Below are 20763 nucleotides of genomic sequence, written 5' to 3'. Positions count from 1 at the left end.
CAATACGGGCATAAAGTTACTCATCGTTGGCAAATTAATAGCATGATCAATCAAGATACAATTGCAGCACAAGCAACAGCACCTGGACGTGGTGGTGTTGGTATTATTCGCGTTTCAGGTAGCCTTGCTAAAAGTGTCGCCGAAAAAGTAGTAGGTAAAATACCTAAAGTTCGCTACGCCGATTATGTGCCATTTAAAAGCCTTGCTGGCGAGCAACTTGATCAAGGTATTGCCATTTACTTTGCAGGTCCTAACTCATTTACTGGTGAAGACGTACTTGAATTACAAGGCCACGGCGGTCCTGTAGTACTGGATATGTTACTTAAAGAAATTAGTAAAATAGAGGGCGTTCGTTTAGCAAAGCCTGGTGAGTTTTCTGAGCGCGCATTTATGAATGACAAGCTTGATTTAACACAAGCAGAAGCCATCGCCGACTTAATTAATGCTACGAGCGAGCAAGCCGCTAAAAGCGCCCTACAGTCTCTCCAAGGTGAATTTTCTAAGCACATAGAAACACTCGTAGAAAAAGTAATTCACTTACGTATGTATGTAGAAGCGGCAATAGATTTTCCTGATGAAGAAATTGATTTTTTATCAGATGGTAAAGTGTCAGGCGACTTAGACGCGATTATTACTCAGCTTAACACTGTAACCAACCAAGCCAAGCAAGGCAGCATCATGCGCGAAGGTATGCGTGTTGTTATTGCAGGTCGCCCTAATGCGGGTAAATCAAGCCTGCTTAACGCTCTAGCCGGTCGTGAAGCCGCAATCGTAACAGAAATAGCCGGTACCACTCGCGACGTACTACGAGAACATATACATATAGATGGTATGCCACTGCATATTATAGATACAGCAGGCCTACGCGAAAGCCCAGACAGAGTAGAACAAATAGGTATTGAGCGTGCATGGGATGAAATAAACCAAGCCGACCGCGTTTTATTTATGCTTGATGGCACTGATACTATAGATACTGACCCGCACAAAATTTGGCCTGAATTTATGGCAAAATTACCAGAAGGTATGGGGGTTACGGTCATCAGAAATAAAGCTGATTTATCGGGCGACATAGTCGGAATGGAGCAAGAGCAACAATACCCGGTCATCAGCTTAAGTGCTAAAAATGCTGACGGTATTGAACTTGTTCGCGAGCATTTAAAAGCTTGTATAGGCTTTCAAGGCGCAACAGAAGGTGGCTTTATGGCGCGCCGTCGTCATTTAGATGCACTAGAAAGTGCTGCGTATCATTTAGAAACGGGTAAAACACAATTAGAAATGCACATTGCTGGTGAAATACTCGCTGAAGAACTGCGTTTAACACAGCAGTATTTGAATGAAATAACCGGTGAATTTACCTCAGACGACTTACTTGGCAAAATATTTAGCTCGTTTTGTATTGGTAAATAAACACCCTATTACAGATATATTTTTATTATAAGAGCACTTAGGTGCTCTTTTTTTATGTAAAATATTCTGCTGTAAAATATGTATTTATACACCTGATGTCTGCAAATTACTGCCAATAAAATCATATCCAAAACTACCTTTATTACGTGCCAAGAGAGGTCTGATTATATAGAGTAGACAATAATGAGAGTACTTATTGAGGAATTAATAGCACAAATCACACCTATTATTAAGGTTAAAATCGATACATTTTTAAACAACCGCACGCTTTAATAGCATTATATGTCATACAAAAAGTAGTTATAAATGGCTTCCTTATACTTACTTTAGCGCACAAAAATGCACTAAAACACACCTCATACACGCAAAAAATGATGCTATTCGCTCAATTAAAGAGCTAAAAAACACTGATTAGCACTCTAAAAAGCTTACTTTTGACAACATATAATTTGATGATCACTGTGATTTTTAAATAAAATAACTCAACTGCTAAGTATTCAAAACTTTTGATCTGCTAACTCCACCAGCAAAATTAATAAAAATAGCAGCTCTAAATTCGCATAAAATTAAAAATACCGAGATCACTTATCCACAATACCTAATTTTCAGCTCAAATAAATACCAAAACTAGGTAAATCAGCCGCAAAAACCTCATGATCAATTGAAATTTATCTATTTATGAACTTATTTTTAATTAATTTCATTAGATCTGCTTTATTAGATCATTTTTAAAAATTATTTTCGATCTAAATTTAAGGTTATCAACAGGCTTTATATCCACATTATGATCAACATGTATTTTTAATTGGGATATTTACAATTAATTTTTTACTGACAAGTAATATCAATAACTTAGCGAATATAAAACAACCTGAAAAAACAGTTTAAGCAGAGCTTTCCCCACTGTTATCAACAACTTGATCAGAAGATTACATTTAAAGATAATTTGTTAAACATCATATTATCAACAACTTAAAGACACAATTTTGAATGAGTGTAAAATTACCGCAAAAATAGTTATACAAAAAAGCACTCTTAACTTTACTGTTATCCTCACTCAGTTATCATAGGCGGCAATTAAAACCAATGTGATCACTAATATTCATGAGTTCAGTAAATCTTATTGTCGGCAGCCAAATGGGATCAGCCGAGTATGTTGCAGAGCAATTAAGCGACGCGCTTAATAACCTTGGTATTACTACGCAACTACATGATCAACCTGAATTTAGCGATATTGATCAGCAAAATACCATTTGGTTAATCTGCACATCAACTTATGGTGCAGGTGATTACCCTGAAAATCTTATTAGTTTTGTTGAAGATGTAACTCAAGCAGATGATTTATCTGAATTAAAATATTCAGTAATCGCTTTAGGCGATACTAGTTATGACACTTATAACCTAGCAGGACGTAATATAGATGCCTTATTAACTCAAAAAGGCGCTATAAAAGTAGCAGAACGTTTAGAGCTTAATATTCTCGATGAAGCACTACCAGAAGACACTGCATTAACATGGTTAGACTCTTGGATAGCTCAAACAGGCATAAAATAGATAGATCAAGTAAAAAGTTATATATAAAGTTACCCACAATTTACTAATAATTTAATAGGTTTTGTGGATAAAGATTGAATAAACTGCGTTTTAAAGCATGCTTATCCATTGGATAAGATCTAACTGATTCAACCCTGTGCATAAAGTGCCTTTTTGATCAGAGCTTATTTGCTGGATGATCCGATCATATTAACACCTTTAGATCTGATCTAATTTCATGTTTTAAATGAAGATCTAAACCTTATCAACAGAAAAGTCGATCAGTAGTAGTAATAGTAATAAAAGATCTCTTTAAAAGATCCTTTATATTATTAGAGATCACATACTTAGATCTTGCCCTTTGTTTAATCATTTATCTTCTGCCAATTTCTAGGTAGAATACGCTCCCTTTTGAAGTTTACCGGTTTGATTTAAGTAGGATCCCATTAATGATTTTTCACGAAAATTTTGACGTTATCGTAGTAGGTGGTGGACATGCTGGCACTGAAGCCGCATTAGCAGCTGCCCGTATGGGGATGAATACCCTGCTACTGACTCACAATATGGATACCCTTGGTCAAATGTCTTGCAACCCAGCAATTGGTGGGATTGGCAAAGGTCATTTGGTAAAAGAAATCGACGCACTTGGTGGTGCAATGGCACAGGCCATTGATAAAGGCGGGATCCAATTTCGTACACTAAATTCTTCAAAAGGACCTGCTGTTCGTGCTACTCGAGCACAAGCAGATCGCGCTTTGTACAAAGCGGCTATTCAAACAACATTACAGAATCAAGATAACCTTAAGATTTTTCAACAATCATGTGATGATCTTATTGTTGAAAACGATCGTGTTACTGGCGTAGTAACTCAAATGGGTTTACGTTTTAGTGCACCAAGTGTTGTTTTAACCGTGGGTACTTTTTTAGGCGGCTTAATTCATATTGGTTTAGAAAATTATAAAGGCGGTCGTGCAGGCGATCCTCCTTCAATCGCTTTAGCTGATCGCTTACGTGAACATCCATTTAGAGTTGATCGTTTAAAAACAGGTACACCGCCACGTATTGATGCACGTACTGTTGATTTTACAAAAATGGAAGCACAGCCGGGTGATACACCAACACCTGTGTTTTCGTTTATGGGTAAACAATCAGATCACCCACAACAGATACCGTGTTACATAACTTACACAAACGAAAAGACACATGATGTTATTCGTAAAAACTTACATCGCTCACCTATGTACTCAGGTGTTATTGAAGGTATTGGTCCACGCTACTGCCCTTCAATTGAAGATAAAATTGTTCGTTTTGCAGATAAAGATAAACATCAAATATTTGTTGAGCCTGAAGGTTTAACATCATACGAATTATACCCAAATGGTATTTCGACTAGTTTACCGTTTGACGTACAGCTTGAAATTGTGCAATCGATTACAGGTTTTGAAAATGCACATATTTGTCGACCTGGTTATGCAATTGAATATGATTACTTTGACCCACGTGATTTAAAACAGTCTTTAGAGACTAAATTTATTGAAGGTTTATTTTTTGCGGGTCAAATTAACGGTACTACCGGTTATGAAGAAGCGGGTGCACAAGGCTTAATTGCAGGTATGAATGCTGCACTAAAAGTACAAGGCAAAGATTCTTGGACACCACGTCGTGATGAAGCTTACGTTGGTGTATTAATCGACGACTTAGCAACACTGGGTACAAAAGAACCATACCGCATGTTTACCAGTCGTGCCGAATACCGTTTATTACTTCGTGAAGATAATGCTGATATTCGTTTAACTGAAAAAGGCCGTGAGCTGGGTTTAGTTAATGACGAACGCTGGCAGGCATTTAACGAAAAAATGGAAGTAATCGAAAAAGAGAAGCAACGCATTAAAGATACGTGGATTCATAAAGATCACGCCGTTGTAGATCAAGTAAATGCATTACTGAAAACACCGCTTACACGTGAAGCAAGTTTAGAAGAATTACTTCGTCGCCCAGAGATTCGTTATAACGATCTTATGGCTATAGAAGGATTAGGATCTGAATTTACAAACAAAGCGGCACTTGAACAAGTTGAGATCCATACTAAGTACGCAGGTTATATTGCGCGTCAACAAGATGAGATCAACAAACAGCTTCGTCATGAGCAAACAATTTTACCAAAAGAGTTTGATTATAAAACCGTATCTGGTTTGTCAAATGAGGTAGTTGCCAAGCTTATTGAGTCGCGTCCTGACACTATTGGTCAAGCATCGCGTATTTCTGGTATCACCCCAGCGGCGATTTCGCTATTATTAGTGTATCTGAAGAAGCAAGGCTTATTACGCAAATCCGCGTAACGGTAAGGGTACATAGTGTTACAGCAACAATTAACTACATTGTTAGCGCAAACTGATATTGCGCTAACAGAAAAACAACAGCAACAGCTAGTTCGTTACGTCGAGTTATTGAATAAGTGGAATAAGGCTTATAACTTAACCTCAGTACGCTTACCTGAAGAAATGATGATTAAGCATATAATGGATAGCTTAGTTGTTGCGCCTCACTTACCCGGTCATCATTATATTGATGTTGGAACGGGTCCTGGATTACCGGGTATCGTATTAGCAATTGCATTACCTAATACACATTTTGTGTTATTAGATAGCTTAGGTAAACGTGTACGATTTTTAATGCATGTTAAACATGAGCTTGGTCTTAATAATGTAACCCCGGTTCAGTCAAGAGTTGAAGAATATCAACCAAGTGTTAAATTAGACGGCGTACTAAGTCGTGCTTTTGCTTCATTACAAGATATGGTTGACTGGTGTTCGCACTTAATCGATCATTCGGGTAAATTTATAGCACTTAAAGGCGTGTTCCCTAGCGAAGAGCTAGAGTCACTACCTGTAGGCGTTAAGTTTGAGCAAAAAATTGCATTAGAAGTACCTAAGTTAGATGCACAACGACATTTAATTATTCTTTCTAAAGACTAGGGATCAGAGACACCGTGGCAAAAGTCATCGCATTAGCAAATCAAAAAGGTGGAGTGGGTAAAACTACAACCGCTGTTAACCTCGCTGCGTCTATGGCTGCAACGAAACGTAAAGTGCTGTTAATTGATCTCGATCCGCAAGGTAATGCGACTATGGGTAGTGGCGTAGATAAGTATGGCGACGTGCCAACTATTTACGACCTACTTATTGAAGATAAACCTATAGAAGACGTTATCATTAAAGAAACGTCTGGCGAATACCATATGATTGCTGCAAACGGTGATGTAACCGCTGCAGAAGTTAAATTGATGGAATTATTTGCCCGTGAAGTGCGTTTACGTAATGCACTTGAAAAAATTCAGGACCAGTACGAATTTATTTTTATCGACTGTCCACCCTCTCTAAATATGTTAACTGTTAATGCAATGGCCGCAGCTGATTCTATTTTAGTGCCAATGCAGTGTGAGTATTATGCACTTGAAGGGTTAACCGCATTAATGGATACGATTACGCAGCTTGCTAAGTTAGTGAATCCTAGCTTACAAATTGAAGGCATACTTCGTACTATGTACGACCCGCGTAACCGTTTGGCAAATGATGTATCAGAACAATTAAAACAACATTTTGGCGATAAAGTATACCGTACGGTGATCCCGCGTAATGTTCGTTTAGCTGAAGCACCTAGTTTTGGTACTCCTGCTATGTACTATGACCGGGCATCAAGTGGCGCTAAAGCATATTTAGCACTCGCTGGTGAAATGTTACGCAGAAAAGAAAAAACAGCGTCCGTTGTCGCCTAACTTTGAGGTAAAAAAATAACATGTCTGCTAAAAAACGAGGTTTAGGCCGAGGACTCGATGCACTTTTAAGTTCGTCAAAGCCTGCACCAAGCCCAAGCAAGGAACAAGACACATCAAACGTTTCTGAGGCTGTGCAAAATGCCGCGGCTAATAATAGTGAATTACAAAAACTCCCAATAGAGTTTTTACACTCTGGTAAATACCAACCTCGTAAAGACATGTCTGAAGAGGCGCTAGAAGAGCTTGCTAGTTCTATTCGCTCACAAGGTATTATTCAACCTATTGTTGTGCGCCCTATTGCACACAATAGCTTTGAAATTATTGCTGGTGAGCGTCGTTGGCGCGCAGCGCAAATAGCTAAGCTTGAAACAGTGCCTTGTATTATTAAAGATGTACCTGATGAAGCTGCCGTTGCGATTGCACTGATAGAAAATATTCAGCGTGAAGATTTAAATGCTATGGAAGAAGCAGTTGCACTTAATCGTTTACTAATAGAATTTGAATTAACACATCAGCAAGTAGCAGATGCAGTGGGTAAATCACGTACGACTGTAACTAATTTACTGCGTTTAAATAACTTAAATAGTGATGTAAAAATTCTGTTAGAACATGGCGATATTGAAATGGGCCATGCTCGTTGCCTGTTAGCCCTTGAAGGTGAAGCGCAGTCAGATGCTGCTCGTTTAGCTGTAGCTAAAGCATTAACAGTTCGAGAAACTGAAAAGCTCGTACGTTCAATTTTAGAACCTTTACCTGCTAAAGAAATAACCGAAAAAGATCCAGATGTTAAGCAGTTAGAACAACAACTCGCTGAAAATCTAGGTGCTAAAGTAGAGATTAACTACAATAAAAAAGGCAAAGGTAAACTGGTTATTTCGTATACTAACCTAGATGAACTTGACGGCATTTTAAATCGTATCAATCACGACAATACCCACCATTAGTTTTCTACATGTCTAAAAAGGGACATTTGTAGCTATTTCGTGTTACAAAGCATCTACTCAAGTTGCAAAACTGGCAGGATTAAGTATAATTTCGCCAGTTTTCACACCCTAACAATTAGAACGCAATAAAGGTTAACTAAACGTGACTGATAAGTTAGCGAGTCCATATCGACTTGCCGTATTAAAGTTAATTTGCCTTCAGGGTGTTGTAGCATTAGTTGCTGCTGTAATTATTTTTTTTAGTTCGGGAGTCAATGCCTCGCTTTCATCACTCGCTGGTGGAGCTGTAGCAGTACTTCCGCACTTTGTATTTGCACTCTATGCATTCAGATATATGGGTGCAAGTCGAGCAAATCAAGCGTATGCCTCGTTGAAACGCGGCAACGGATTAAAGTTTATGCTAACAATTGTATTGTTTGCGCTAGTACTGAAGCATTTTCCGGTAATTTTATTGCCCTTTTTTAGTACTTATATACTGGCGCTCTTTACTGGATTGTTCGCACCCGTTTTTTTTAAACATTAACTTTTGGGATATAACATGGCAGCAGAAGAAGTTACTCTATCTGGCCATATCCAGCACCATTTGACCAATGCTAAGATGTGTTCGACCGATACAGGTCTCGCCTTCAATAAAGCATGTACGGACAGTGGATTCTGGACATGGCATATAGATACCCTTGCATGGTCTATCGGTTTAGGTCTTATATTTTTATGGATCTTTCGTAGTGCCGCTAAAAAATCAACACTAGGTGTACCTGGAAAATTTCAGTGTTTTATTGAAATAATCGTAGAATTTGTTGGTGACAACGTACGCGATACTTTCCATGGTAAAAGCAAGCTTATTGCACCATTAGCCTTAACGATTTTCGTTTGGGTGTTCTTAATGAACTTAATGGATTTAATACCAGTTGATTTCCTTCCAGCATTTGCAGGTTTCGTTGGTGAGACTGCATTTGGTATGGATTCACACGATGTGTACATGAAAATTGTACCAACGACTGACATTAATATGACTTCAGCGCTAGCGCTGGGTGTATTTATACTAATGGTTGGCTTTTCAATCAAAATAAAAGGTATTGGCGGGTTTATTAAAGAGTTAACGCTTCATCCGTTCAACTCAAATAACGTGTTCGTTCAAATTATTTTGATACCATTTAACCTATTACTTGAACTGATTGCACTCGTTTCTAAACCGTTTTCATTAGCACTACGTTTGTTTGGTAACTTATATGCTGGTGAGTTGATTTTCATCTTGATCGGCGCTATCGGTTTTATGCAACTACCGTTGCACTTTGTTTGGGCTGTATTCCACATTCTAGTTATTACATTGCAAGCATTCTTATTCATGATGCTTACGATTGTATACCTAAGCATGGCAAGTTCAGATAATCACTAATTTTTAGATTTACAATTTTACTTTTACTTTTACTTTTAACTTTACAATTGAAACTTTGGAGAAATAAATGGAAGCTTTAGAATTATTAACAGGCTTAAAATACATCGCAGTAGCTTTACTAATCGGTTTTGGTGCAATCGGCACAGCAATCGGTTTTGGTAACATGGGCGGTAAATTCCTTGAAGCATGTGCGCGTCAACCTGAGCTTGCACCTTCGCTACAAGTTAAGATGTTTATTCTTGCTGGTCTAATCGATGCTGTAGCAATGATTGGTGTTGGTATCGCTATGGTATTGTTGTTCGTACTTTAATTTTATTCTTTGAACAGCTTACTATTTAAGGAGGAGCGGTTGTGAATTTAAACGCCACTCTTATCGGTGAATTGATTGCGTTTACGGTGTTCGTATTATTTTGTATGAAATACGTATGGCCACCACTAAACGGTGCAATTGAAGCTCGCCAGAAAAAAATCGAAGATGGTTTAGCTGCCTCTGATAGAGCCGAAAAAGACTTAGAACTTGCGCAAAAGAAAGCTGCTGAACAGCTTAAAGATGCAAAAGCTCAAGCGGCTGATATCATTGATCAAGCTAAAAAGCGTGCAGTGCTAATTGTTGACGAAGAAACACTTCGTGGTCAACAAGAGCGTGAAAGTATCATTGCTCAAGGGCACTCTGAAGTTGAGTCTGAACGTAATCGCATAACAGAAGAACTACGTAAGCAAGTAGCAACTCTGGCAGTGATTGGCGCAGAACGTATTTTAGAGCGTGAAATTAATCAAGCCGCACATAGTGACATCGTTGAAAAACTTGTCGCTGAGCTGTAATTAGGAGGGTATGAGCATGTCTAATTTGACTACTATCGCTCGCCCATACGCTAAAGCGGCTTTTGAACTTGCCGTTGAGAAAGGCACTCTAGAAAGCTGGAATGATATGTTGTTCTTTGCAGGCCATGTAGCCAGCAATGAGCAAGCATCGTCTGTTTTAGCGAGTATGCCTACAGCTACTGCACAAGCTGAATTATTTATTCAACTTTGTGCTGAGCAGCTCAACGAACAAGGTCAGAACCTAGTTAAGGTGATGGCTGAAAATGGACGTTTGACAGCTCTACCTGAAGTTGCACAGTTATTTGCTGAATTTAAAGCAGAATACGATAAAGAAATCGAAGTAGATGTGATTTCTGCAACTCCTCTTGTTGCTGCGCAACAAGAGTCATTGGTAGCGGCACTTGAAAAACGTTTCGCACGCAAAGTTAAGCTGAATTGTAGTGAAGACGCGTCAGTGGTTGGTGGACTTATTATTAGGTCTGGCGACACTGTAATCGACGGTACTATTCGCGGTAAATTAAACCGCTTAGCTACAACACTACAATCGTAATTGGGAAAAAGAGCATGCAACTTAATTCCACTGAAATTTCAGATCTGATCAAACAACGTATTGAGAAGTTCGAAGTTGTAAGTGAAGCTCGTAACGAAGGTACTATTGTATCTGTTACTGACGGTATCATCCGCATCCACGGTCTTGCTGACTGTATGCAAGGTGAAATGATTGAGCTTCCTGGCAGCCGTTATGCTATCGCACTAAACCTTGAGCGCGACTCAATTGGTGCAGTAGTAATGGGTCCGTACGCTGACCTTACTGAAGGCGTAAAAGTATATACAACTGGTCGTATTTTAGAAGTTCCTGTTGGTCCTGGTTTACTTGGTCGTGTTGTAAACACACTAGGTGCTCCAATCGATGGTAAAGGCGCTCTAGATAACGACGGGTTTGAACCTGTAGAAAAAATTGCACCAGGTGTAATCGAGCGTAAATCTGTAGATGAGCCAGTTCAAACTGGTTATAAATCTATTGATGCGATGATTCCAGTTGGTCGTGGTCAACGTGAACTTATCATTGGTGACCGCCAAACAGGTAAAACTGCACTAGCAATCGATGCAATCATCAATCAAAAAGACACAGGCGTTAAGTGTGTGTACGTTGCGATTGGTCAAAAAGCATCTACTATTGCAAACGTAGTTCGTAAATTAGAAGAGCATGGTGCATTAGCAAATACTATCGTAGTTGTTGCATCTGCTTCTGAATCTGCGGCACTTCAGTACTTAGCACCGTTCGCGGGCTGTACTATGGGTGAATACTTCCGTGACCGTGGTGAAAACGCATTAATCGTATATGATGATTTGTCTAAGCAAGCAGTTGCTTACCGTCAAATTTCATTACTACTTAAGCGTCCACCAGGCCGTGAAGCATACCCAGGTGACGTATTCTACCTTCACTCTCGTCTTTTAGAGCGTGCATCGCGTGTAAACGCAGATTACGTTGAAAAGTTCACTAATGGTGAAGTGAAAGGTAAAACTGGTTCATTGACGGCATTGCCAATCATTGAAACTCAAGGCGGCGACGTTTCTGCGTTCGTACCGACTAACGTTATCTCTATCACCGATGGTCAGATCTTCTTAGAAACTGACTTATTCAACTCAGGTATCCGTCCGGCAGTAAATGCTGGTATCTCGGTATCGCGTGTTGGTGGTGCTGCACAAACTAAAATCGTTAAGAAACTAGGTGGCGGTATTCGTCTAGCCCTAGCTCAGTACCGTGAATTAGCTGCGTTCTCGCAGTTCGCGTCTGACCTTGATGATGCAACTCGTGCTCAACTTGAGCATGGTGAGCGTGTAACAGAGCTAATGAAGCAGAAACAGTACGCGCCAATGTCTGTTGCTGATATGTCTTTGTCGTTATTTGCTGCTGAAAAAGGCTTCCTTCAAGACATCGAAATCGCGAAAATCGGTGACTTTGAAGCAGCTTTACTTTCGTATGCAAATAGCACATACGCAGAGCTTGTGGCTCAAATCAATGAAACTGGTAACTTGAATGCCGAGATCGAAGCGCAGCTTAAAGAACTTCTAACGAAGTTCAAGTCTACGCAAACTTGGTAATTTAGTTATTAATGGTGCGCTTTAGGAAACTAAAGCACACCTTGATTCGGAGAGAGAGTCATGGCCAGCGGAAAAGAGATTAAAAGCAAGATCGGGAGTATTAAAAATACTCAAAAGATCACTAGCGCAATGGAAATGGTTGCTGCGTCTAAAATGAAAAGGGCGCAAGAACGCGTTGCTTCAAGCCGTCCATACGCTGACAAATTACGTGAAGTAATTGGTCGTGTTGCTCAAGCAAATCTTGATTTTACTCACCCGTTCTTAAAAGATCGTGAAGTAAAACGAGTTGGTTATATTGTTATCTCTACAGACCGTGGTCTGTGTGGCGGTCTAAACTCAAACGAGTTTAAGAAAGTTGCACTTGATGTTAAAGCGTGGAAAGAAAAAGGTGTTGATGCTGAATTTGCTACTTTAGGTAGTAAAGCAGCTGGCTTCTTTCAACGTTTTGGTGGTCAACTACTCGCTAAAAAAGCGGGCCTAGGAGATAAACCTTCAGTACAAGACGTTATTGGTCCTGTAAAAGTTATGCTTGATGCATTTTCTGAAGGCAAAATAGACCGTTTATTCTTGGTATATAACAAATTCGTTAATACCATGAGGCAAGAGCCAATTATAGATCAGTTACTCCCTTTGCCAAAAGCTGAAGAAGAAGTATCTGCTCACACATGGGATTACTTATACGAGCCAAATCCAGAGGCTATTTTAGAGTCTTTGTTAGTACGCTTTATTGAGTCTCAAGCATACCAAGGTGTGGTAGAAAATGCTGCCTCTGAACAGGCTGCTCGTATGGTTGCAATGAAAGCTGCAACTGATAACGCAGGTGACCTTATGGACGAGCTACAGCTTGTTTATAACAAGGCTCGCCAAGCAGCAATCACACAAGAAATTAGTGAGATTTGTTCTGGCTCAGCAGCAGTTTAATGCTTCGGGTAAAGATTAACGAGAGGAATAGACATGAGTTTAGGTAAGGTCGTCCAAATTATCGGCGCCGTTGTGGATATTGAATTTCCACAAGATAGCGTGCCAGCGGTATACCACGCACTAAGAGTAACAGATGGCGATTTAGCTGGTTTGACTCTAGAAGTTCAACAACAGCTAGGTGGCGGTGTAGTGCGTACTATCGCTATGGGTACTACTGATGGTTTACGTCGTAGTGCTTTAGTTATGAATACAGGTGAATCGATTCAAGTTCCAGTTGGTAAAGCAACACTTGGTCGTATCATGAACGTACTTGGTGAGCCAATCGATGAAGCGGGTCCAATCGGCGAAGAAGACCGTATGTCTATTCACCGTGCAGCACCTTCATACGAAGAGCAATCAAGTTCAGTTGAACTTTTAGAAACTGGTATCAAGGTTATCGACCTTGTATGTCCGTTTGCTAAAGGTGGTAAAGTTGGTTTATTCGGTGGTGCCGGTGTTGGTAAAACTGTAAACATGATGGAACTTATCCGTAACATCGCAATCGAGCACAGCGGCTACTCAGTATTCGCAGGTGTTGGTGAGCGTACACGTGAGGGTAACGATTTCTACCATGAGATGAACGATTCAAACGTACTTGATAAAGTATCGCTTGTATACGGTCAGATGAACGAGCCTCCTGGTAACCGTTTACGCGTAGCGTTAACTGGTCTTACTATGGCTGAAAAGTTCCGTGATGAAGGTCGCGATGTACTTTTCTTCGTAGATAACATCTACCGTTATACTCTTGCTGGTACAGAAGTATCTGCACTACTTGGTCGTATGCCATCAGCGGTAGGTTACCAGCCTACACTTGCTGAAGAAATGGGTGTGCTTCAAGAGCGTATCGCTTCTACTAAGACAGGTTCAATTACATCAATCCAAGCGGTATACGTACCTGCGGATGATTTAACGGATCCATCTCCAGCAACTACCTTTGCTCACTTAGACGCAACAGTAGTACTTTCACGTGATATCGCGTCACTTGGTATCTACCCAGCGGTAGACCCACTTGATTCATCTTCACGTCAACTTGACCCACAAGTAATTGGTCAAGAGCACTACGATACAGCACGTGGCGTTCAAACAGTTCTTCAGCGTTATAAAGAACTTAAAGACATCATTGCAATCCTAGGTATGGACGAGCTTTCTGACGAAGATAAGCAACTTGTATCTCGTGCACGTAAAATCCAACGTTTCCTATCTCAGCCATTCTTCGTGGCAGAGGTGTTTACAGGCGCGTCTGGTAAGTACGTATCACTAAAAGATACAATTTCTGGCTTTAAAGGCATCTTAAACGGTGAATTTGATGATATGCCAGAGCAAGCGTTCTACATGGTTGGCTCTATCGAAGAAGCTCAAGAAAAAGCCAAAGGCATGTAACTAGGAGGGTAGTATGACAGCTATGACTGTACATCTTGACGTAGTAAGCGCTGAGCAGAGTTTGTTCTCTGGTCTTGTTGAATCGATTCAAGTATCTGGTAGTGAAGGCGAGCTGGGTGTAAACCTAGGCCATGCTCCACTACTAACTGCCCTTAAACCTGGTATGGTACGTTTAGTTAAGCAATTTGGTCACGAAGATGTGATATATGTTGCTGGCGGTACATTAGAAGTTCAACCAAATCACATCACGATTCTTGCAGATACTGCGGTTCGTGGTGAAGATTTAGATGAAGATTCTGTACAAAAAGCTAAACGTGAAGCTGAAGAACATATGGCGAATTCGTCAGCTGTTGAGTTTGATTATCAACAAGCGGCTACGCGACTGGCAGAAGCAGTTGCTCAGTTACGCGTAATTCAGCAATTACGTCATAAGTAAGCCTATCCGGTTTTAAAAAGCCCACTTTAAGTGGGCTTTTTTGTGTCTGTTACTTTTGTATTTACACTAAATACCTTAGTCAGATTATATTATCTACACTTATACACTTATACACTTATATCCTGCCGGAATCCTCGATACAATAACGCTATTCAATTAAGTGTGTTTTTCAGTCAAGATTCAGTACTAATAAACTAACCTACTGAGTATTTGCACAAGAAGTGATTTACGTAATCTTCTGATTAAACATAAGACTTATTTAGCTAAAACAACGAAAAAAGGAAATTGTTTTAATGGCTCTAACAACTATTATTCTTGCTGCGGGTAAAGGTACTCGTATGCGCTCTGCTCTACCTAAAGTTTTGCACAAAGTTGCAGGTAAACCAATGGTACAGCACGTTATTGATAATGCGATGGCATTAGGCGCAACGACTACAAACCTAGTTTACGGACACGGCGGCGAACTATTACAACAACAACTTGCCGATAACAATGTAAATTGGGTACTTCAAGCTGAACAACTTGGTACTGGCCACGCAGTAGCGCAAGCCAACTCTCATGTTAATGATGAAGACACGGTATTAATTTTATACGGTGATGTACCACTAACAAAACAATCAACACTAGAGCGTTTATTAGCCGCAACACCTAAAAATGGTTTAGCTGTATTAACGGTAAATTTGGTAAACCCAAATGGCTATGGTCGAATGCTTCGTGCCGGCGGTAAGTTAGTCGGTATTGTTGAGCAAAAAGATTCAAGCCCAGAGCAGTTACTTATTAACGAAGTAAATACAGGCATTATGGCTGTTAACGGTAAGCTATTAAAAACATGGTTAGGTAACTTATCTAACAATAATGCACAAGGCGAGTACTACTTAACAGATATCGTTGCAATGGCTCACAGTGAAGGCGTAGAAATCACTTCAGCTCAGCCAGACCATGCAATGGAAGTTGAGGGCGCAAATAACCGCGTACAACTTGCAGGCTTAGAGCGCGCTTACCAAGCATGGCAAGCAGAAGAGCTAATGTTAAATGGCGCAACACTTGCTGACCCTGCGCGTATTGATGTGCGAGGAACCGTTACCACCGGTGAAGATGTACTTATCGACGTAAACGTTATTTTTGAAGGCACAGTCACTCTTGGTAATAATGTACAAATAGGTCCTAACTGTGTCCTAAAAAATTGTAGTATTGGTGATAACGTTATTATTAAAGCTAATACACTGATTGAAGATGCCACAGTTGCAGATAAGTGTACGTTGGGTCCTTATGCTCGCCTTCGCCCAGGCGCTGTAATGGAAGAAGACTCACACATTGGTAACTTTGTTGAGATGAAAAAAACCCGACTAGGTAAAGGCTCTAAAGCCAACCACTTAAGTTATTTAGGTGATGCTGAGATTGGCGAAAAAGTGAATATTGGCGCTGGCACTATTACCTGTAACTACGATGGTGTTAACAAAGCAAAAACTATTATTGGCGATAATGCCTTTATTGGTTCTAATTCATCACTCGTTGCTCCAGTAAATATAGGTGCAACTGCAACAATTGGTGCAGGCTCTGTGATCACCAGTACCGTTGAAAATGACCAATTAGCAATTGCACGCTCTAAACAGCGTAATTTAACGGGTTGGAAACGCCCAGTTAAAAAATAACAATAGAGGCTACTTAGGTAGCCTTTTTTATTTTAGCTGAAGTTTAAATTGCTCTTTATAGCGTCTAGACAAGTTAAGTACTTTACCTGTTGTTAGTTTTATTTCACTGTCGCCACTGGGTAGTGGTGTAATGGACTCCACTTTATCGAGTTTTACGCCATGGCTGCGGTGAATTCTACAAAATCCCTGTACTTCAAGTTGTTTACTTAATGCTGTAAGCGTTGCCCTTAACGGATATATGCGTGAGCCTATATGTAGGTTTACATAATTACCCGACGATTCAAGCCAATCAACATCCTCTATTTTTATAATGAATTCTTTTCCGAGCTTTTTAACTAATAGGCGGTTTATGGTCAATGTTGTTTGCTGCTCACTTTCTTCAATTGAAGAGGCTTCACCTAGTAACTGCTGCACCACATATTGATATACTTTGATAAGTACGATGAAAAACACAAAGCTTATAGCGTCTTTCTGGTATTCATAAATAAGCTCAAACCAGCTAAGTCCAAAGTTGTAAGACCCATCATTCAACAAATATATGAATTTACGAACCCCTACCATAATACCAACGTGTAACACGCTAAATATAATAGAGGCACCAAAGTACATACCTAATGAAGCCGTAATATTTTGCCAATTAAAAGATAAGTGTCTTAAAAACCAAATTAAAATAGGGAATATAAGCAAAGTACTCAAGGCACTTGAATACTCCCAAACAAATGGCTCCCACATTAAAAAAGTTAAAGCCCCTTCTCTTTGGGCTTCCATTATTTGGGTTGTAGCGTTTACTGTATTATTAATTAATACGTAAGCACACAGTAATACTGATGCGTAAATGCTTTGAAAACGTTGAAAGTGCTGTAGGTTCATAAATGTATGCTTATTGCTGACGTGGCACGCTTATCCCTGTATACCACCTTTTATCACTATTGCTTGTAATATAAGCACTTATAGATAGTTTTAGCGAGAGCTTTAGGTATGAATAACGCATAACATACATAAAGTAGTAAAAGCATGAGCACTCAAGTACAACAACCTTCATTGGTTAATTCGCGTAAATATTATCTTGATTGGCTTAGGGTAATCGCATTTGCGTCGCTAATTTTTTATCACATTGGCATGTTGTATAGCGAAAACTGGGGATTTCATTTTAAAAGTAGCTATACATCACAGTATGTTGAATATTTAATGTTGGTGTTTTCACCTTGGCGCATGTTGCTCATTTGGTTTATTTCGGGCGTAGCACTGCGTTTTATGATTGATAAAGTAAGCAGCTTTAAATCTTGGTTACATTTCACCTTATACCGTTCTATTTTTTTACTATTACCCTTGCTGGTGGGACTATGGCTAATAGTGCCTTTACAGCTGTTTGCAGAAATGTCACAGCACGGTGTTATTGATATTAGCTATTGGCAATTTTATTTAGCTTTTATAGAGACAAACAATACGCTTTTTATTAATTATCAGTCTGGAGTGTGGCCGAATGTGGATGTAAATCACTTATGGTATTTGCGCTCGTTGTGGCAATTTATGCTGATCATTATCGTTTTAACTCTTTTTGCACGCTTGCCTTTTCTTACGCCTTTAAAAACATTTGTTAAAGGGGATATGTCATTTGGGCTTTTAATTACCTTGCTCACTATTGCCGTACTATTTACAAGCCATTACTTAACTGGCGATTCAATCAGAGAGACTAACGGCTTAATACTGCTACTCGCAGGATACATACTTGCCAAAAACACTTACTTTTGGAACTGCTTAAATAAAAACTTGGTATTACTAGCTTTGAGTTTTGCAGTTTTGTTTGTACTTATAATATTAAGTTATCAGAAGGTGTTTACTCTTCCTCATTTTATTTTAAGCGCTAGCTACAATATTCAACGTGTTGTAGGTGTATTTTTTGTACTCGCGTTCGCTCACCGATTTTTAAATTTTAATACTTACTATTTAAAACAGCTCAATGTATGGGTGTTTCCCTTTTATTTATTGCATCAAAGCATTTTGATTATTTTGTGTTTTTTACTACAGCCTTTAAGTTTAGGGCCTGTTGCTGAACCATTCATCATTATTACAGGGACTTGGTCTTTTTGCGGTGTTATTACATGGGGTATTACACGTATTGATGTACTTAGACCTTTGCTAGGGGTTGCAATTAAACGAGATTATTCCCCTACTGTAAAAATTCTTGGTTATACGGCTGCTTTAATTTTAATAACTCCGCTAGCGTATAAGCTAATTACTTAGGCTGAGGGACTGTATTAAAACTGCCATAATCTTGTCATGCCTGTGTGTTGATATTTAGCAAATACAATACTAAGGAAAATTACATGTTTAAAAAATCAATTATTGCGCTGTCACTTATATCTGTTCTTACTGGTTGCTCACTTGATGGTGACGATGGCCAAAACGGCTCTCAAGGATTACAGGGAGAACAAGGCACAGGTGGGACTAATGGGTTAAATGGTATAAATGCCAATTCAGCATTAAATATTAACCTTGTGGGTAGAGGTGTATTAAATGCACAAAGCCCAGAAGGTGCAGCTGAAATAGTTGCATATCAAGCATCTAAAAAATGGATTTACGCTATTAACAGTTCAGGTGATGACGCTGTTGTTAATATTTTACCCGCCGACACCTTTGATACTGCCGCACTCGTTAAAGATAACGAAGGGGTTATAAACGCCACAAATTTAACATCCGTTATTACGTTGCCTTTAAACGAGTTTACCCAAGGCGATGCAAACAGCATTGCTATTGATGAAAATAACAATCTACTTGCAGTGGCAATGGCTGCTGAAAGCACGGGTGATGCAGGTCAAATTGCTTTTTACGATATAAGCGGCGACTCACCTGTATTTATTAAAAATGTTACAGTCGGATTTTTACCAGACATGGTGACGTTCACCCATGATGGCGCAAAGGCAGTGGTTGCTAACGAAGGTGAACCAAGTGGCGACTACAGCGTAGATCCTGAAGGTTCTATTAGTATTATCGATATAACAAATAATGTAATAGCCGATACAGCAATAAATATTGATTTTAAAGCCTATAACAACAAACAAACCGAACTAGAAGCGCAAGGGGTAGTTTTTGCAAACCCAAATGGTCGTACTATTAACGGTAATCTAATAAATACTACAGTAGCTATGGATTTAGAGCCCGAGTACGTTAGCATTTCTAAAGATAACAAATATGCTTATGTATCTATTCAAGAAAACAATGCACTTGCAATAGTTAACCTACAAGACAACAGTCTTGAGCTAAAGGGCTTAGGCTTTAAAGATTGGTCAAGCTTACAACTTGATGCCTCAGATAAAGACGGCGGCGTGAATTTTAAATCATACCCAGGGCTCTATGGTATGTACCAGCCCGACACTATCTCAAGCTTTAGTTGGAAAGGCGCTAACTTTATAGTCACTGCCAACGAAGGTGACGCAAGAGAATACTTTTTTGATACAACGAATGAAGCAGACTGTATAGCAAAGGGCGGACTTGATTACGATGAAGACGATGGCTGCTTAGCTTATATAGATGAAAGCCGCGTTGAAGACTTAACTCTTGCTACTAATTTTGATTACTTAAATAATGACGATGATGATATTGGTCGCTTAAAAGTAACAACAATAAAAGGCGATACCAATAACGACGGACAATACGAATCGCTTTACGGCTATGGCGCACGTTCTTTTACTATTTGGGATAGCAATGGGCTGGTGGTTTTTGATTCAGGTGACGATATAGCACGTATAACAGCATCTGTGCATGGTGAATCATTTAACAATAATGAAGATGAAAACAAAGGTGACTCACGTTCAGATGATAAAGGCGCAGAGCCTGAAGCGCTGACTATTGGTAAAATTGACGATCGTACATTTGCTTTTGTTGGATTAGAACGTATGGGCGGTATTATGGTTTACGACATTACTAATCCATACAATGTGCAATTTGAAGACTACTTCTATAATAGAGGCTTAATTAAAGGAGCGAATATTACAGGCGATTTAGCACCTGAAGGAATGGTATTCGTTTCAGCAGAGCAAAGTGCAACAGGAAATCCACTCTTAATTGTTGGAAATGAAATATCAGGCTCTATTGCCGTATGGGAAATAGCATCTAAATAAATCTTTAATTTTAAATAAAGCTGTGTGTTGTTTGTTTAACATACAGCTTAGTTTAAACCTTACTAATACATCATCAATTGATACATAAATTATGAGTGTTTTTTAAACTAAAAGTATCCTGCAGCCCTTTATTTGTATAGCTTTCATACTAAATTCATTTAATTGTCAAAAAGCTGAAATAAAACATTGACCCCCGCTCGAATCTCCCTATAATGCGACCCCACTGAGACA

The 20763-nt window shown here is 39.3% G+C and carries 19 protein-coding genes; 18 read left to right on the top strand and 1 reads right to left on the bottom strand.

From position 1 onward, the window contains the following. The first annotated feature begins 42 nt into the window (after positions 1-42). The 16 genes from mnmE to glmU all read left to right on the top strand — a co-directional run bounded on the left by mnmE (position 43) and on the right by glmU (position 16411). On the top strand, positions 43-1407 hold the full coding sequence (gene mnmE / locus CXF64_RS05670; protein ID WP_007584209.1) for a tRNA uridine-5-carboxymethylaminomethyl(34) synthesis GTPase MnmE: 1365 nt from the start codon (positions 43-45) through the stop codon (positions 1405-1407). Between the two features lie 1104 nt (positions 1408-2511). After that, the gene (gene mioC, locus CXF64_RS05665; protein ID WP_024591277.1) at positions 2512-2961 is read left to right on the top strand and encodes an FMN-binding protein MioC; all 450 of its coding nucleotides are present in this window, start codon (positions 2512-2514) and stop codon (positions 2959-2961) included. Between the two features lie 428 nt (positions 2962-3389). Then, positions 3390-5279: a tRNA uridine-5-carboxymethylaminomethyl(34) synthesis enzyme MnmG gene (gene mnmG / locus CXF64_RS05660; RefSeq protein ID WP_007585991.1), complete on the top strand. Its 1890-nt coding sequence runs from the start codon at positions 3390-3392 to the stop codon at positions 5277-5279. A 15-nt stretch (positions 5280-5294) separates the two neighbouring features. Continuing rightward, positions 5295-5915, top strand: coding sequence for a 16S rRNA (guanine(527)-N(7))-methyltransferase RsmG (rsmG, locus tag CXF64_RS05655; RefSeq protein WP_101216552.1), 621 nt, complete (start codon positions 5295-5297; stop codon positions 5913-5915). 14 nt (positions 5916-5929) lie between these two features. Further along, a complete protein-coding gene (locus tag CXF64_RS05650) occupies positions 5930-6715 on the top strand; it encodes a ParA family protein (protein WP_004335235.1) in 786 nt (261 codons plus the stop codon). Positions 6716-6735: 20 nt separating this feature from the next. Next, a complete protein-coding gene (locus tag CXF64_RS05645) occupies positions 6736-7659 on the top strand; it encodes a ParB/RepB/Spo0J family partition protein (protein WP_024607965.1) in 924 nt (307 codons plus the stop codon). A 142-nt stretch (positions 7660-7801) separates the two neighbouring features. Continuing rightward, positions 7802-8182, top strand: a complete 381-nt coding sequence (locus CXF64_RS05640; protein ID WP_007585983.1) for an ATP synthase subunit I — start codon at positions 7802-7804, stop codon at positions 8180-8182. Between the two features lie 15 nt (positions 8183-8197). Beyond that, positions 8198-9055, top strand: coding sequence for a F0F1 ATP synthase subunit A (atpB, locus tag CXF64_RS05635; RefSeq protein ID WP_024592268.1), 858 nt, complete (start codon positions 8198-8200; stop codon positions 9053-9055). 67 nt (positions 9056-9122) lie between these two features. Then, entirely contained in the window at positions 9123-9365 is a 243-nt protein-coding gene (atpE, locus tag CXF64_RS05630; RefSeq protein WP_007585980.1) for a F0F1 ATP synthase subunit C, read from the top strand. 41 nt (positions 9366-9406) lie between these two features. After that, a complete protein-coding gene (gene atpF, locus CXF64_RS05625; protein WP_004335264.1) occupies positions 9407-9877 on the top strand; it encodes a F0F1 ATP synthase subunit B in 471 nt (156 codons plus the stop codon). Positions 9878-9893: 16 nt separating this feature from the next. Beyond that, the gene (atpH, locus tag CXF64_RS05620; RefSeq protein ID WP_007585978.1) at positions 9894-10427 is read left to right on the top strand and encodes a F0F1 ATP synthase subunit delta; all 534 of its coding nucleotides are present in this window, start codon (positions 9894-9896) and stop codon (positions 10425-10427) included. Positions 10428-10441: 14 nt separating this feature from the next. Beyond that, on the top strand, positions 10442-11983 hold the full coding sequence (atpA, locus tag CXF64_RS05615; RefSeq protein WP_007585976.1) for a F0F1 ATP synthase subunit alpha: 1542 nt from the start codon (positions 10442-10444) through the stop codon (positions 11981-11983). Between the two features lie 60 nt (positions 11984-12043). Further along, positions 12044-12904, top strand: coding sequence for a F0F1 ATP synthase subunit gamma (gene atpG, locus CXF64_RS05610; protein WP_007585974.1), 861 nt, complete (start codon positions 12044-12046; stop codon positions 12902-12904). Between the two features lie 33 nt (positions 12905-12937). Next, the gene (gene atpD / locus CXF64_RS05605; RefSeq protein ID WP_007585971.1) at positions 12938-14323 is read left to right on the top strand and encodes a F0F1 ATP synthase subunit beta; all 1386 of its coding nucleotides are present in this window, start codon (positions 12938-12940) and stop codon (positions 14321-14323) included. 13 nt (positions 14324-14336) lie between these two features. Further along, a complete protein-coding gene (locus CXF64_RS05600; protein ID WP_007377666.1) occupies positions 14337-14759 on the top strand; it encodes a F0F1 ATP synthase subunit epsilon in 423 nt (140 codons plus the stop codon). Between the two features lie 293 nt (positions 14760-15052). Continuing rightward, positions 15053-16411, top strand: coding sequence for a bifunctional UDP-N-acetylglucosamine diphosphorylase/glucosamine-1-phosphate N-acetyltransferase GlmU (gene glmU / locus CXF64_RS05595; RefSeq protein WP_101216551.1), 1359 nt, complete (start codon positions 15053-15055; stop codon positions 16409-16411). A 27-nt stretch (positions 16412-16438) separates the two neighbouring features. Here the strand turns inward: glmU and CXF64_RS05590 are convergent, their stop codons facing one another. After that, complete coding sequence (locus CXF64_RS05590; RefSeq protein ID WP_101216550.1) at positions 16439-17281, bottom strand: LytR/AlgR family response regulator transcription factor; 843 nt, start codon at positions 17279-17281, stop codon at positions 16439-16441. 144 nt (positions 17282-17425) lie between these two features. Between CXF64_RS05590 and CXF64_RS05585 the strand changes: the two genes are divergently transcribed. Both CXF64_RS05585 and CXF64_RS05580 read left to right on the top strand, forming a co-directional pair. Beyond that, on the top strand, positions 17426-18655 hold the full coding sequence (locus CXF64_RS05585) for an acyltransferase family protein (RefSeq protein WP_101216549.1): 1230 nt from the start codon (positions 17426-17428) through the stop codon (positions 18653-18655). An 83-nt stretch (positions 18656-18738) separates the two neighbouring features. Further along, positions 18739-20532: a choice-of-anchor I family protein gene (locus CXF64_RS05580; RefSeq protein WP_101216548.1), complete on the top strand. Its 1794-nt coding sequence runs from the start codon at positions 18739-18741 to the stop codon at positions 20530-20532. Positions 20533-20763 lie beyond the last annotated feature (231 nt).

The organism is Pseudoalteromonas sp. GutCa3 (assembly GCF_002836155.1).
GTDB lineage: Bacteria > Pseudomonadota > Gammaproteobacteria > Enterobacterales > Alteromonadaceae > Pseudoalteromonas > Pseudoalteromonas arctica.
The sequence above is the reverse complement of the archived record's forward strand: the minus strand, read 5'-3'. Positions and strand labels throughout refer to the sequence as shown.

Bases quoted from the DNA above. Each gene is read 5' to 3' on its own strand.
- mnmE (WP_007584209.1), top strand. From the start codon at position 43: ATGATCAATCAAGATACAATTGCAGCACAAGCAACAGCACCTGGACGT.
- mioC (WP_024591277.1), top strand. From the start codon at position 2,512: ATGAGTTCAGTAAATCTTATTGTCGGCAGCCAAATGGGATCAGCCGAG.
- mnmG (WP_007585991.1), top strand. From the start codon at position 3,390: ATGATTTTTCACGAAAATTTTGACGTTATCGTAGTAGGTGGTGGACAT.
- CXF64_RS05645 (WP_024607965.1), top strand. From the start codon at position 6,736: ATGTCTGCTAAAAAACGAGGTTTAGGCCGAGGACTCGATGCACTTTTA.
- atpB (WP_024592268.1), top strand. From the start codon at position 8,198: ATGGCAGCAGAAGAAGTTACTCTATCTGGCCATATCCAGCACCATTTG.
- atpE (WP_007585980.1), top strand. From the start codon at position 9,123: ATGGAAGCTTTAGAATTATTAACAGGCTTAAAATACATCGCAGTAGCT.
- atpH (WP_007585978.1), top strand. From the start codon at position 9,894: ATGTCTAATTTGACTACTATCGCTCGCCCATACGCTAAAGCGGCTTTT.
- atpA (WP_007585976.1), top strand. From the start codon at position 10,442: ATGCAACTTAATTCCACTGAAATTTCAGATCTGATCAAACAACGTATT.
- atpG (WP_007585974.1), top strand. From the start codon at position 12,044: ATGGCCAGCGGAAAAGAGATTAAAAGCAAGATCGGGAGTATTAAAAAT.
- atpD (WP_007585971.1), top strand. From the start codon at position 12,938: ATGAGTTTAGGTAAGGTCGTCCAAATTATCGGCGCCGTTGTGGATATT.
- CXF64_RS05600 (WP_007377666.1), top strand. From the start codon at position 14,337: ATGACAGCTATGACTGTACATCTTGACGTAGTAAGCGCTGAGCAGAGT.
- glmU (WP_101216551.1), top strand. From the start codon at position 15,053: ATGGCTCTAACAACTATTATTCTTGCTGCGGGTAAAGGTACTCGTATG.
- CXF64_RS05590 (WP_101216550.1), bottom strand. From the start codon at position 17,281: ATGAACCTACAGCACTTTCAACGTTTTCAAAGCATTTACGCATCAGTA.
- CXF64_RS05585 (WP_101216549.1), top strand. From the start codon at position 17,426: ATGAGCACTCAAGTACAACAACCTTCATTGGTTAATTCGCGTAAATAT.
- CXF64_RS05580 (WP_101216548.1), top strand. From the start codon at position 18,739: ATGTTTAAAAAATCAATTATTGCGCTGTCACTTATATCTGTTCTTACT.